Below are 12187 nucleotides of genomic sequence, written 5' to 3' on the forward strand. Positions count from 1 at the left end.
GATGTTCGAGCGGGTAGTGCAGAAGTCGGTGGAGACGTTCGTGCGGGCGGGGACGGGGGTGCAGGAACCGCTGGCGGCGAAGTACGTGGGCCGGTTGCGGCGCAAGCATCCGGAGCGGACGCCGGAAGATATCGAGCGCGGCCTGCGGTGGCGCTATCTGGGCGCGGTGACCGTCAGCGGCACACTCGCGGGCCTGTCGGCGGCGGTGCCCGGAGTGGGCACGATCATCGGACTGGCGGCCAGCGGTGTGGAATCGGTCTTCTTCATGGAGGCCTCGGCGTTCTACGCCGTCTCGGTGGGCGAGCTGCACGGGATGCGAACGATGTCGCAGCAGCAGCGCCGGGCGCTCGTGGTGGCGGTGGTCCTCGGCGAGGGCGGGGCGCAGTTGCTCGGCAAGGGCGCCGGGCAGTCGGCCAAGGATTGGGCCTCGGCGGTGGCGGACAAGCTTCCGGTGGTCCGCTCGATCGACAATCCGATGGCCCGCAAATTCGTCGTCGGGTTCATCGCCAAGCGCGGGGCGTTGCTGTTCGGCCGGGCGCTGCCCGCCGGCCTCGGTGCGATCATCGGCGGCACCGGCAACTACGCGCTGGGCCGGGCGGTGCTCGCGAACGCCGATCGCACCTTCGAATCGGCGCCCCCGTCCTGGCCGGACGACGTCCGGGCCGCCGTCAACGCCTGATTCCGACGTGCCCGAAGGGTCCGCGAGCATGTCGGTGGGCTGGGCTAATGTGCCAGAGGTGAGCGAAACCGGGATCGAGGACGCACGTGCCGCGGAGGCGGCCGACACCGCCGAGGCGGCGACGGGCGACGAGCGCACCGAATGGCAGCAGCTGGCCGAGGAGGTCCGCGAGCACCAGTTCCGGTACTACGTGCGCGATGCGCCGATCATCTCCGACGGTGAGTTCGACAAGCTGTTCCAGCGCCTGCTGGCGCTGGAGGAGGCGCATCCGGACCTGCGCACACCGGATTCGCCGACGCAGCTGGTCGGCGGCGGCTTCGCCACCGATTTCACCGCGGTCGACCATCTCGAGCGCATGCTCTCGCTGGACAACGTGTTCGACGAGGACGAGATGCGCACCTGGATCGGCCGGGTGGTCGCCGAAACCGGGGCCGATACGCACTTCGTCTGCGAGGTGAAGATCGACGGCGTGGCGTTGAACGTGGTCTACGAGAACGGCCGGCTGGTGCGCGGTGCCACCCGTGGCGACGGCCGCACCGGTGAAGATGTCACCCTCAACGCGCGCACGATCGAGGACATCCCCGAACAGCTCACGCCCACAACGGAATTCCCGATCCCGGAGCTGCTCGAGGTGCGCGGTGAGGTGTATTTCCGGCTCGAGGACTTCGAGAATCTGAACGCCGCGATCGTCGCCGAGGGCAAACCGCCCTATGCGAATCCGCGCAATACCGCCGCCGGATCGCTGCGGCAGAAGGATCCGGCGGTCACCTCCCGGCGCCGGCTGCGCATGATCTGCCACGGCTTCGGCCGGATGGTCGGATTCAGCCCGTCCTCGCAGTTCGAGGCCTATCAGGCGCTGGCGGCCTGGGGCCTGCCCGTCTCGGCGCACACCGTGCGCGTGCAGGGCGCCGACGCGGTGGTCGAACGCATTCGGTACTGGGGTGAGCACCGCCACGACATCGAGCACGAAATCGACGGCCAGGTGATCAAGGTCGACGAGTTCACCCTGCAACGCCGCCTCGGCAGCACCTCGCGCGCCCCGCGCTGGGCGATCGCCTACAAGTACCCGCCGGAGGAGGCCACCACACGCCTGCTCGACATCCAGGTCAACGTCGGCCGCACCGGCCGGGTGACGCCGTTCGCGGTGATGGAACCGGTCACCGTCGCCGGCTCCACGGTCGCGATGGCCACGCTGCACAACGCCTCGGAGGTCGAGCGCAAGGGCGTGCTGATCGGGGATACCGTCACCATCCGCAAGGCCGGCGACGTCATTCCCGAGGTCCTCGGCCCGGTGGTCGACGTGCGTGACGGCAGCGAACGGCGCTTCGTCATGCCCACCCACTGCCCGGAATGCGGCACCGAGCTCGCTCCCGAGAAGGAGGGCGATGCCGATATCCGCTGCCCGAACCAGCGGCACTGCCCCGCGCAGCTGCGGGAGCGGGTCTTCCACATGGCCGGGCGCGGCGCGTTCGACATCGAGGCGCTGGGCTACGAGGCCGCGATCGACCTGCTGAAGTCGGGCGCGATCGCGGACGAGGGCGATCTGTTCGACCTCACCGAGGAGAAACTGCTCGGGACAACGCTTTTCGTCAACAAGAGCGGCACCCTCTCGGCCAACGGCAAACGCCTGCTGCAGAATCTGGACACCGCGAAGGACCGTCCGCTGTGGCGGGTGCTGGTGGCGCTGTCCATCCGCCACGTCGGGCCGACCGCGGCGCGCGCCCTGGCCGCCGAACTGGGGAGTACGGCGGCGATCGAGGAGGCGTCGGCCGAGGCGCTCGCGGCCGTCGACGGCGTCGGCCCGATCATCGCGGCCGCGGTGAAGGAATGGTTCACCGTCGACTGGCACCGCACCATCGTCGACAAGTGGCGTGCGGCCGGGGTGCGGATGGAGGACGAGCGCGACGAATCCATCGAACGCAACCTGGAAGGGCTGTCGATCGTGGTCACCGGCTCCCTGCAAGGATTTTCCCGCGACGAGGCCAAGGAAGCGATCCTGGTGCGCGGCGGCAAGGCGGCCGGATCCGTGTCGAAGAAGACGGCCTTCGTGGTGATCGGCGATTCCCCCGGGTCCAAGGCGGCCAAGGCCGAGGAACTCAATGTGCCCATTCTGGACGAGGACGGGTTCCGCACTCTGCTGGCGGAGGGGCCCGATGCGGTGCGGCCGGAGTCGGATACCGAGGACGAATCGGACTGAGGATGGATCAGCTGGATACGGGGGTGCGGATTCGTTCCGCCGACCCGGACGATTTCGCGGCGATCGCACTGCTCACGGTCGACACCTACGTCGGCGAGGGGCATGTGCATTTCGAAAGTCCCTATGTGGCAGAACTTTCCGATACCGAGACCAGAGCGCGCGAAGCCGAGGTCCTCGTCGCGGAGCGCGACGGAGACCTGCTCGGTTCGCTGACCATCGCGCGGCCCGGCACCCCGTACGCCGATATCGCGCGGCCGGGCGAACTGGAGTTCCGCATGCTCGCGGTCGCCAAGCGTGCCCGTGGCGCCGGTGTCGGCACCGCTTTGGTCCGGACCGTCGTCGAGACGGCCCGGGCGGAGAGTTTCGCCGCCGTGGTGCTGACCACGATGCCCGGGATGGCCGACGCACGCCGCATCTACGAGCGGCTGGGATTCGCCCATGTGCCGGAACGGGATTGGCACACCGACGCCGGGCTGCCGCTCACCGTGATGCGGCTGGAGCTCACGCGAGGCGCGTAGGCGTATCCGGCGCGAGGCGGGCAGGGGCGGGTACCGCGCAGGTGCCCACCGCTGGTCGTCGCCGAGATGTGCTGCGCCGCAACCGGTTCAGCTCAGCACGGTGGCGATGATGCCCGCCAGATAGCCCAGCCGCGCGATCTCGGACGGCCGGAAATCCGGCCCGCCCGGGCGGCCCAGCAGCAGCGCCTTGCCGGTATTGCCGAGCGGGGCGGCCGCGAGCTTGGTGTCCATGTCCCGCCAGATCTGCGGGACCCAGTCGGCCTCGGGATCGAGGGCGGTCGGCTTCTCGAGCGGCATCCACGGCACACTGCCGGCCTGCGTCTCGGGTGCACTGGTGCTGCCGACCAGACGCTGGCCGCCGCCGTGCGGGCCCAGATCCATCACGGTGCTCCATCCGACCTGCAGGACGCGCGGGACGCCGTCGACCAGCACTTGCAGCCGGTCGTCGCGGGCGGTGGCGACCTGGTCGATCAGCTCCAGCTCGCGATGGGTGTCGAGAATGCCGGAATACGGACGCAGCGAATCGACCCGCACATCGGCGAGCGATTCGGCCGCGGTGATCAATGTGTCGGGCAGCGCGCCCGACGGAACTTCCACCACCAGATCGTCGATCGCATATCCTGCGCCGCGTTCGACGACATCCAGCGAGAGGATGTCGGCGCCGACGGAGCCCAGCGCTACTGCGAGTGAACCGAGACTTCCTGGGCGATCCGGAAGCTGCACGCGAAGCAGATATGACACGTGCTTGCCTTCCTTTCCTGTGCGACCGAGACTTTCGGACGTATACCCGAGTCTCGCAATACTTACACCCACTGCTTTCAGCAAACGATTCCACGCGGGGGCAGTGAGGTATGCCACATCTATTGTCGGCCGAACCCCCGGTGCCGTGCCAGTGCCGTTCCGATGACGTTGTGATGTCAACCGTGTGTCCGACGAGCACCGGAACGAACAGCGCAGCCCGACCGTGACCGGATGGCTACAACACGCACCCATTAGGCTGTCCCATGCGCAGCACCCTGCGCCATCGACACGCACCAACCTGCCGAAAGGGGATTCGCGGTGTCCGCCATCTCCCGCGACGAGGTCGCACACCTCGCCCGGTTGTCCCGGCTCGCCCTCACCGACGAAGAGCTCGATCTGTATGCCGGTCAGCTGGATTCGATCCTGAGTCACGTGCAGGTCATCACCGAGGTCGCCGCCGACGTACCGGCCACCGCGTCGCCGAACCCGACCGCCAACGTCACCCGCCCGGATGTGGTCGTTCCCGGGCTCAGCCCGGACCAGGCCCTGTCCGGCGCTCCCGCGGTCGACGAGCAGCGGTTCATGGTTCCGCAGATCCTGGGAGAAGGCGAGTAATGAGCGGCGATCTGACGAAACTGTCCGCGGCCGAGCTGGCGGAGAAGATCCACGGCCGCGAGGTGTCCTCGGTGCAGGTCACCGAGGCGCATCTGCAGCGCATCGCCGAGGTCGACGGTGAGCTCAACGCCTTCCTGCACGTCGCCGGCGAGCAGGCGCTGGTGACCGCCGCCGAGGTCGACGCCGCGATCGCCGCGGGCACCGTGGCCTCGCCGCTGGCGGGAGTTCCGTTGGCGCTCAAGGACGTTTTCACCACCACGGATATGCCCACCACCTGCGCGTCGAAAATTCTCGAGGGCTGGGTGTCGCCCTACGACGCGACCGTGACGGCCAAACTGCGTGCCGCCGGCATCCCGATCCTGGGCAAGACGAACATGGACGAGTTCGCGATGGGTTCGTCCACCGAGAACTCGGCGTACGGCCCGACCCGCAACCCGTGGGACACCAGCCGCATCCCCGGCGGGTCCGGCGGCGGTTCGGCGGCGGCCCTGGCCTCCTATCAGGCGCCGCTGGCGATCGGCACCGACACCGGTGGTTCCATCCGTCAGCCCGCCGCGGTCACCGCGACCGTGGGTACCAAGCCGACCTACGGCACCGTGTCCCGCTACGGCCTGGTCGCTTGCGCGTCGTCGCTGGACCAGGGCGGCCCGTGTGGTCGCACCGTGCTCGACACCGCCTTGCTGCACGAGGTGATCGCCGGTTACGACCCGAAGGATTCGACCTCGCGCGATGTGCCGGTGCCGGCGCTCGTGGAGGCCGCTCGCGCGGGTGCGCGCGGCGATCTGACCGGCGTGAAGGTCGGCGTGGTGAAGGAGCTGCATTCCGACAGCTATCAGCCGGGTGTTCTCGCCTCCTTCGACGCCGCGGTGGCGCAGCTGAAGGATCTCGGCGCCGAGGTGGTCGAGGTGTCGTGCCCGCACTTCGAATACGCGCTGGCGTCCTACTATCTGATCCTGCCGAGTGAGGTCTCGTCCAACCTGGCTCGCTTCGATGCCATGCGGTACGGCCTGCGCGTCGGCGACGACGGCACCCACTCCGCGGAGCAGGTCATGTCGCTCACCCGCGAGGCGGGTTTCGGCCCGGAAGTCAAGCGCCGCATCATGATCGGCACCTACGCGCTCTCGGCCGGATACTACGACGCCTACTACGGTCAGGCGCTGAAGGTGCGCACCCTGATCGCGCAGGACTTCGACAAGGCCTACGAGACCGTCGATGTGCTGGTCTCGCCGACCAGCCCGTTCACGCCGTGGAAGCTGGGGGAGAAGGTGAACGATCCGCTGGCGATGTACCTGTCGGACCTGTGCACCCTCCCGACCAACCTGGCCGGGCACTGCGCGATGTCGGTGCCGTCCGGGCTGTCCGCCGACGACGGCCTGCCCGTGGGCCTGCAGATCATGGCGCCGGCGCTGGCCGACGACCGGCTCTACCGCGTGGGCGCCGCCTACGAGGCCGCGCGCGGCCCGATCGCCTGAGCGCACGCGATCGGCGAGCTCGTTCCGGGGGCCCGGATGCGTGGCGGCGTACCCATCAGGTGACGCCGCCGCGCGGACCGGACGCAGGCGCGGATCGGATCGTCGATACGCCGATTACGGCCGCGGCCACGGGCGGCCGTCGAGCCGCTCGATATCGGTGTTGAAGCGCTGCAGATAGTCGGCGAAGCGCGCGACGTCGTCGAGGGACCAGCCTTCGAGCACGCGGCCCAGACCTTCGATATTGGCGTTGCGTTCGGCGTCGAGGTTCTCCTCGCCGGCCGGTGTGATGCGGAATTTGCGGGCCATTCCGCCTTCGGGATCGGGGATGCGCTCGACGTGTCCGGCGCGCAGCAGTGCCGCGGTCTGCCGGTTGAGGGTGGACGCGTCGAGACCGAACGCCTCGCTGAGCTGGCCGATCGACATCGGGCCCTCGATGGCGAGCCGGCTGAGCAGCAGGTAGGCGCTGCGATCGAGGCGGGTGCCGTCGCGGCGATAGCGCGGGTGAATGGTGTAGCGGCCGAGCAGCATGGTCTCGAATTCCACCAGATTCGTGGGCTTGTCCATGCCGTCCTTCCGCCGATTTACAGTTCTGACCTGCGAGAACCGGTATAGCACACGGCCGGGGCCGGACGGGCACGGTGGTCGGCTGGGTGGGAGTCGGCGCCGTGGCCGCCGCGGCTGCCACACTCGACGTCAGCAGCTCCCGAAGGCGGTGCCCTGATCGAATCCGTAGCGGTGGCCGTGGCCGGGCCCCGGGGCGAGGGCGGAGAGCATATCCGCGTTGGTCTGCACCCAGCTCAGTCCCGGCAGCCACATCGGATGGGGTGCGTCGTGACGGGCACCGGTGAGATCGGGTGCGCGCCAGAGCAATCGGGGCGACCACTGCACCACGGGATCGGAGGAGTTGGCGAGGACGGTGGCCCCGCCGCGGTGCACCGCCGATGCCGGTGGGCCCGCCCACAGCGCGGCGCAGACCCGCGCGCTTTCGTCCCGGTCGTCGACGAAGATCGCGCTGCCCGCGGTCGCGCCCAGGCTCTGGCCGTAGACGTAGAGCTTCGGCGGATGGGCCAGGCCGGCCAGGCGTCGTTCGATGCCGGTGAACAGTGCCCGTGCCGAGCGTTCGGCGTCGGCCCGGGCGAACAGGAAGGTCGCCCAGCTGGGAGCCTGCGAATATTGCATGCCGACGAGCGTCGCATCGCCGTCGAACCGCTCGTCCAGGCCGCGGGCGGCATTGGCGTCGAGCCAGCCCGATCCGGTCGGCACCATCATCACGAGGTGGGCGCGGTCGAATCCGCCGGATCGTTCGATCTCCCGAATCGCCAGCGCGACACGGGAATCGAGATCCGGCGCCGAGTCCAGACCGATGTAGACGCGCACCGACCGGCCGCGTTCGGCGACGAATTTGCGCCCCTCCGCTCCGAGCGAGGCCCAGCTCACTTCCGAATCCGGGCTGCCCGAGCGGGTGTAGGAGACCGGTCGCACGACGCCGGGATCCATGGCGGCGTCGGCCGAGGCGAATGCCGACCGCTGCCAATTCACGACTGCCGGAAGCAGGGCGAACTGGCAGGCCAGGACGGTGGCGGCGACCAGTGCCGTCGCCCGCAGTCTTCCCACATACCGTGCCGCCCAGCGCAATCCACGCCCGACGAGCACGATCGGAACGACCACCGCGACGACGCCGATCGCCCAATGCAGCCAGTACCGCACACCGACCGGCGGAAAATCCATGGCCGCCCGCAGCCGGTTCTGCCAGTACCAGGCATGGATCAGCGCGGCACCGGCCACGGCGCACGATGCGATCACGATCGCACTCCGGAACCGCCTCGTCCGCACGTGCATATCGAACTTCCAGTGCCCCAACACCTTCCGCCCTAGTCCCGCCACACCCAGCGCGATGAGCACCAACAGTGCGGTGAGCAACGCCTGCGCGATCGAGGTGCGCGGAAGTAGCCCCGGCGCCAGCGAGGCGGAAATCCCTGCCGCCGAAGCCACCAGTGTTCCGGTCCGAGGGGTGCCCATAGTGACGAGCCGCCGAATCGTCGCGCCGAGTGCGTGCCGTGCCCGCTCGGACGCGCGGGGAGGCAGCGTCGTGGGAGTCGGTTCGCCGAGCGAGGGTGGTGCGAAGCATGTCCGTACGGTGGCCTCGGAGTCGGCCGCCGACGAATTGCCCAGCGTGCCAGTTGAATCTGCAGGATGGTGCGAGTGCTTCGGCGTCGATCGGTGATTACCGTCCGTGCAAGTGCAAGTGCAAGTGCAAGTGCAAGTGCAAGTGCCAGAGGCCGAGGCAGAGCCAGTGGCAGAGCCCGTGCCCGGCGTCGCCGTCCTTCGTAGGTTGCTCGCTGGTTGGGTTCGCGAAACCTCTCGCCGCGCACCCGGCCGCTGGAATGGTGAAAGTTCCAGCGCCGTAACGGACACCCGCGCCCGATCCGGTACCCATCCGCTGGCGCTGCCTCCTGCCGTCGCTGTCACCGGAGTGCCGAGCCACAGGCCGATCCTGTCGACACCCCGCCCGGTAACGCCGCCGAGCTGAATAGCCACGCGCGACAGCCACTCGCGCGCTCCTCGCGCGGCCTGCGACGCCGCTGCACCGATGCGTGCGGCGGGGAGAACGCGCCGGTCACGATCGCCGGCACTCCCACCCGGGCGTCCGCTCCACCCGCGCCCGGCCGGTACACCGCGATTCGAATCCGACCACGGCGACCACCGATTCGCCGGTGCCGCTGTACCTTTTCCTCCCTGTCGCGGCCGGATGGTTCGGCGCACGATGGCGAACAACGCCGCCACCATCAGCAGCACCATGGCAAGCCGGACGAGCACGTGGGCGATCTGCGGTCCGAGCTCCGTTCCGGAAAGCTGCCGGCCGAACAGGTATTCGGGCATCGGCGCGGCATAGTTCTGGCGGCGGGAGTTCAAATCCACCGCCGCGGTGGCGACGGACGCCATCGTGGTGCAGCGAGCGCGGGCGAGCAGATCGCCGCGCGTATCGCAGGCGGCGAACATCCGGGTTTCGAGGGCGTTGTCGACGGCTCGGCGTGCCCACGGGCCGAGGGGATGGCCGCGACCTGCGGCGTAGCGCAGCAGGTCGTAGCCGAGGTCGTGCGCCTTACAGGCGGTGTCGAATTCGGTGGGCAACAGAATCGGCGAGGAGCACTCACCGGACGGATCGACCGGCATACCTGCCAGCTGAACCGGCCGATACCCCTGTGTCGCAGCGAAATCCGCGGGCATCACCGCCAGCTCCGGCCGGTCCCCGGTCAGCGCCCGCACCGCATCGCGCGCGGCCGCATTCTCCGGCGCGGGTCCGACCTCGGCCGCCCCCGCCCCCGGCGACGACGACACCAGAATCGCGATCACCGCCGCGACGAGGGTGACGAATCCGGCGATCACGCGCAAAGACGCACGCCGCCAATGCTTTACGCCGCGCTTGCGCGCCCCGGCCCGACTTGACATCGCGGGCGACACCGTACCGTCGTGCCCGCGCCGCGCACGTCGGCCGTCGCGTCCCGGCCCGGCGTCGACCGTGGTCCCGCCGGCCCCGCGCCCCGGCCCATCCGCAATATCGCTCATGGCGGTCGAAGGTAGGAATCGGGAACCAGCGCGCACCTCACGCTGCGGATCGATTTCGGCACCGCTACCGGGGTGCGCGCGGCCGGCCGTCTCATACCCGGGTAGGGGGCGAGATGTCGATCCCGGGGGTGAGGACGGATCGCCGGGAAATTCCTAGGCTCGTCACCATGAGACGGGCGATACGAGTGGCGCGGCAGGCGCGGGCGGCGGCGCGAACTCCGGGCCGGGCGCGGCTGTGGTTCGACATGGCGACGGTGGTGGTCGTGGGAACGCTGTTCGCGGTCGGCTGGCCGACCCTGCACCTCACCCATCAGGTGCCGGCCGCCGCACAGCCGTTCATCGCCGCGCTGGCGGTCTTTCCGCTGGCGCTGATCCGCGTCAACCCGGCGCTGGGCTGGGCCATCTCGGCCGGTGCGGCATTGCTGATCGCGCTGGCCATCCAGCATCAGCCGGGCAACGATCTGCCGTACCAGGTCGTGCACATTCTGGTGTTGTTCGCGTTGCTGTTCGCGGTGGCGGTGCGGGCGCCCATGCAGATCGTGCTGATCGCGTGGATCGCCTCGTCACTGCTGTTCGCGACCACGATGGCAGGCACCAGCTCGTTCGCGGAGGCGGGGTTCGGCTGGCCGCTGGCGATGACCGGGCTGGTCGGATTCGGTCTGCTGGTGCGCTGGCTGGTGCTGTCGCGGCAGGCGCTGGTGCGGCAGGAGGAACAGAACGAACTGGAACGGGCTCGCCGCGCGATCCTCGAGGAGAAGGCTCGCATCGCGCGCGATCTGCACGACGTGGTCGCCCACCACATGTCGATGGTCGTGGTGCAGGCACAGACCGCGCCCTATCGGGTGCCGGACGTGTCGGAGGCGGCCCGTGCGGAGTTCGACTCCATCGGCGCTTCCGCCCGGGAGGCGCTCAACGAGATCCGCAGCATGCTCGGCGTACTGCGCAGCGACGGTCAGCTGCCCGAACACGCGCCGCAACCGGTCGCCGCGGACGTGGTGTCGGTTCTGGACGGCGTGCGCCGGGCGGGTGTGCGCATCGACTGGACCATCGACGGTCCGCTCGCCGCGGTTCCCGATACCGTCGGCCTCGCGCTCTACCGGATCGTGCAGGAGTCGCTGTCGAACGTCTCGCGGCATGCGCCGGGCGCGGCGGTCACCGTGACGTTGACGGTGGCGGCGCAGGCGGTGGAGGTGCTGGTCGCCAACGATGCCGGGACGGGCGGGGCGCCGGTGGTGAGCTCGGATGGCAGCGGTATCTCCGGAATGCGGACCCGGGCGGAATCCATCGGCGGCATGCTGGCCGCCGGCCCGCGCTCCGAAGGTGGCTTCCAGGTGTACGCGCGGTTACCGCTCCTCGTCGCGGAAGGAACCGTCGAGGCACCCGCCGCGACTGCCCTGCCGGGCGCGCGGAACTGAGTGCGCGGTCGTGTAAGACTTAGCGGCGATGCTCACCTATTTCCAAGCCATCGTGATCGGCGCGCTGCAGGGCGTCACCGAATTGTTCCCCATCTCGAGCCTGGGCCATTCCGTGCTGGTGCCGGCCTGGCTGGGCGGCAGCTGGGAGAAGCTGGTCACCGAGGGCGACTCCGACAACGGCACCCCGTATCTGGCCTTCGTGGTCGCCTTACACGTGGCGACCGCGCTCGCACTGCTGGGCTACTACTGGCGGGATTGGCGCGACATCATCATCGGCTTCGTGACCACGCTGCGCACCCGGCGCATCGAGACCTCGTCGCAGCGGCTGGCCTGGCTGATCGTGCTGGCGACCATTCCCGTGGGCGTGCTCGGCCTGCTGCTGGAACATCCGCTGCGCACGATGTTCGCGACGCCGATCTACGCGAGCATCTTCCTCACCCTCAACGGCGTGGTGCTGATCGTCGGCGAGGGCCTACGCCGGCGCAACGCGCCGTCGCTGGCCGAATACGGTCGCCGCTTCGCCGCGGACGAGGCCCGCGCCGACGCGCAGGCGCGCGGTGTGGCGCTCCAGGAGGATCTCGAGGTCCCCTCCGACGAGCGGCTGGCGGCGCTGTCGGTCAAGGATGCGCTCGGCATCGGCCTGGCCCAATCCGGTGCGCTGCTGGCCGGATTCAGCCGCTCGGGCCTGACGATGGTCGGCGGTCTGCTGCGCGGACTCGACCACGAGGACACCGCGAAATTCGCCTTCCTGCTCGCCACCCCGGTCATCCTGGCCGCGGGTGTGCTGAAGCTGCCGGAACTGGCCGGTCCGCAGGCCGCCGGCATCCACGGGCAGGCGCTGGTGGGGGCGATCGTCGCCGGCATCGCGGCGTGGCTGGCGGTGCGATTCCTGGAGCGGTTCTTCAAGTCCCGCACGCTGCTGCCGTTCGCGGTCTACTGCTTGGTGGCGGGGCTGCTGTCCATCATCAGATTCATCTGAGGCG

Annotated in this window: 11 protein-coding genes; 8 read left to right on the forward strand and 3 right to left on the reverse strand. The window is 69.4% G+C overall.

Going from position 1 to position 12187, the window contains the following annotated elements:
- Position 1 precedes the first annotated feature (1 nt).
- The 3 genes from IG65_RS0101270 (at position 2) to IG65_RS0101280 (ending at position 3394) form a co-directional block, all read left to right on the forward strand.
- Positions 2–679, forward strand: coding sequence for a hypothetical protein (locus tag IG65_RS0101270; protein ID WP_030512925.1), 678 nt, complete (start codon positions 2–4; stop codon positions 677–679).
- Between the two features lie 73 nt (positions 680–752).
- A complete protein-coding gene (gene ligA, locus IG65_RS0101275; protein ID WP_030512926.1) occupies positions 753–2876 on the forward strand; it encodes an NAD-dependent DNA ligase LigA in 2124 nt (707 codons plus the stop codon).
- A gap of 2 nt (positions 2877–2878) precedes the next feature.
- Positions 2879–3394: a GNAT family N-acetyltransferase gene (locus tag IG65_RS0101280; protein WP_030512927.1), complete on the forward strand. Its 516-nt coding sequence runs from the start codon at positions 2879–2881 to the stop codon at positions 3392–3394.
- A gap of 87 nt (positions 3395–3481) precedes the next feature.
- Here IG65_RS0101280 and IG65_RS0101285 read toward each other — a convergent pair whose 3' ends face one another.
- Positions 3482–4135 carry an amino acid-binding protein gene (locus IG65_RS0101285; RefSeq protein WP_030512928.1) on the reverse strand — a complete coding sequence of 218 codons (654 nt, stop codon included), beginning with the start codon at positions 4133–4135 and terminating at the stop codon, positions 3482–3484.
- A 318-nt stretch (positions 4136–4453) separates the two neighbouring features.
- On the opposite strand from IG65_RS0101285, the gene gatC reads away from it, so the two are divergent.
- Complete coding sequence (gene gatC, locus IG65_RS0101290) at positions 4454–4750, forward strand: Asp-tRNA(Asn)/Glu-tRNA(Gln) amidotransferase subunit GatC (protein ID WP_030512929.1); 297 nt, start codon at positions 4454–4456, stop codon at positions 4748–4750.
- The gene (gene gatA, locus IG65_RS0101295) at positions 4750–6222 is read left to right on the forward strand and encodes an Asp-tRNA(Asn)/Glu-tRNA(Gln) amidotransferase subunit GatA (protein WP_030512930.1); all 1473 of its coding nucleotides are present in this window, start codon (positions 4750–4752) and stop codon (positions 6220–6222) included. The genes gatC and gatA overlap by 1 nt, the downstream gene beginning before the upstream one ends.
- Before the next feature lie 114 nt (positions 6223–6336).
- Here the strand turns inward: gatA and IG65_RS0101300 are convergent, their stop codons facing one another.
- Positions 6337–6786 carry a MarR family winged helix-turn-helix transcriptional regulator gene (locus IG65_RS0101300; RefSeq protein WP_030512931.1) on the reverse strand — a complete coding sequence of 150 codons (450 nt, stop codon included), beginning with the start codon at positions 6784–6786 and terminating at the stop codon, positions 6337–6339.
- A gap of 129 nt (positions 6787–6915) precedes the next feature.
- Positions 6916–8214, reverse strand: a complete 1299-nt coding sequence (locus IG65_RS0101305; protein ID WP_231509001.1) for an alpha/beta-hydrolase family protein — start codon at positions 8212–8214, stop codon at positions 6916–6918.
- Positions 8215–9039: 825 nt separating this feature from the next.
- Between IG65_RS0101305 and IG65_RS37530 the strand changes: the two genes are divergently transcribed.
- The 3 genes from IG65_RS37530 (at position 9040) to IG65_RS0101315 (ending at position 12183) form a co-directional block, all read left to right on the forward strand.
- Entirely contained in the window at positions 9040–9669 is a 630-nt protein-coding gene (locus IG65_RS37530; RefSeq protein WP_156055451.1) for a hypothetical protein, read from the forward strand.
- A 287-nt stretch (positions 9670–9956) separates the two neighbouring features.
- The gene (locus tag IG65_RS0101310) at positions 9957–11204 is read left to right on the forward strand and encodes a sensor histidine kinase (protein ID WP_081879181.1); all 1248 of its coding nucleotides are present in this window, start codon (positions 9957–9959) and stop codon (positions 11202–11204) included.
- Positions 11205–11232: 28 nt separating this feature from the next.
- A complete protein-coding gene (locus tag IG65_RS0101315) occupies positions 11233–12183 on the forward strand; it encodes an undecaprenyl-diphosphate phosphatase (RefSeq protein ID WP_030512934.1) in 951 nt (316 codons plus the stop codon).
- Positions 12184–12187 lie beyond the last annotated feature (4 nt).

Origin of the sequence: Nocardia sp. NRRL WC-3656 (assembly GCF_000720265.1) — a bacterium.
Lineage (GTDB): Bacteria > Actinomycetota > Actinomycetes > Mycobacteriales > Mycobacteriaceae > Nocardia > Nocardia nova.

Excerpts from the sequence above, each read along its gene's own strand:
- IG65_RS0101310 (WP_081879181.1), top strand. The coding sequence starts at position 9,957 with ATGAGACGGGCGATACGAGTGGCGCGGCAGGCGCGGGCGGCGGCGCGA.
- IG65_RS0101270 (WP_030512925.1), top strand. The coding sequence starts at position 2 with ATGTTCGAGCGGGTAGTGCAGAAGTCGGTGGAGACGTTCGTGCGGGCG.
- gatA (WP_030512930.1), top strand. The coding sequence starts at position 4,750 with ATGAGCGGCGATCTGACGAAACTGTCCGCGGCCGAGCTGGCGGAGAAG.
- IG65_RS0101300 (WP_030512931.1), bottom strand. The coding sequence starts at position 6,786 with ATGGACAAGCCCACGAATCTGGTGGAATTCGAGACCATGCTGCTCGGC.
- IG65_RS0101280 (WP_030512927.1), top strand. The coding sequence starts at position 2,879 with ATGGATCAGCTGGATACGGGGGTGCGGATTCGTTCCGCCGACCCGGAC.
- IG65_RS0101315 (WP_030512934.1), top strand. The coding sequence starts at position 11,233 with ATGCTCACCTATTTCCAAGCCATCGTGATCGGCGCGCTGCAGGGCGTC.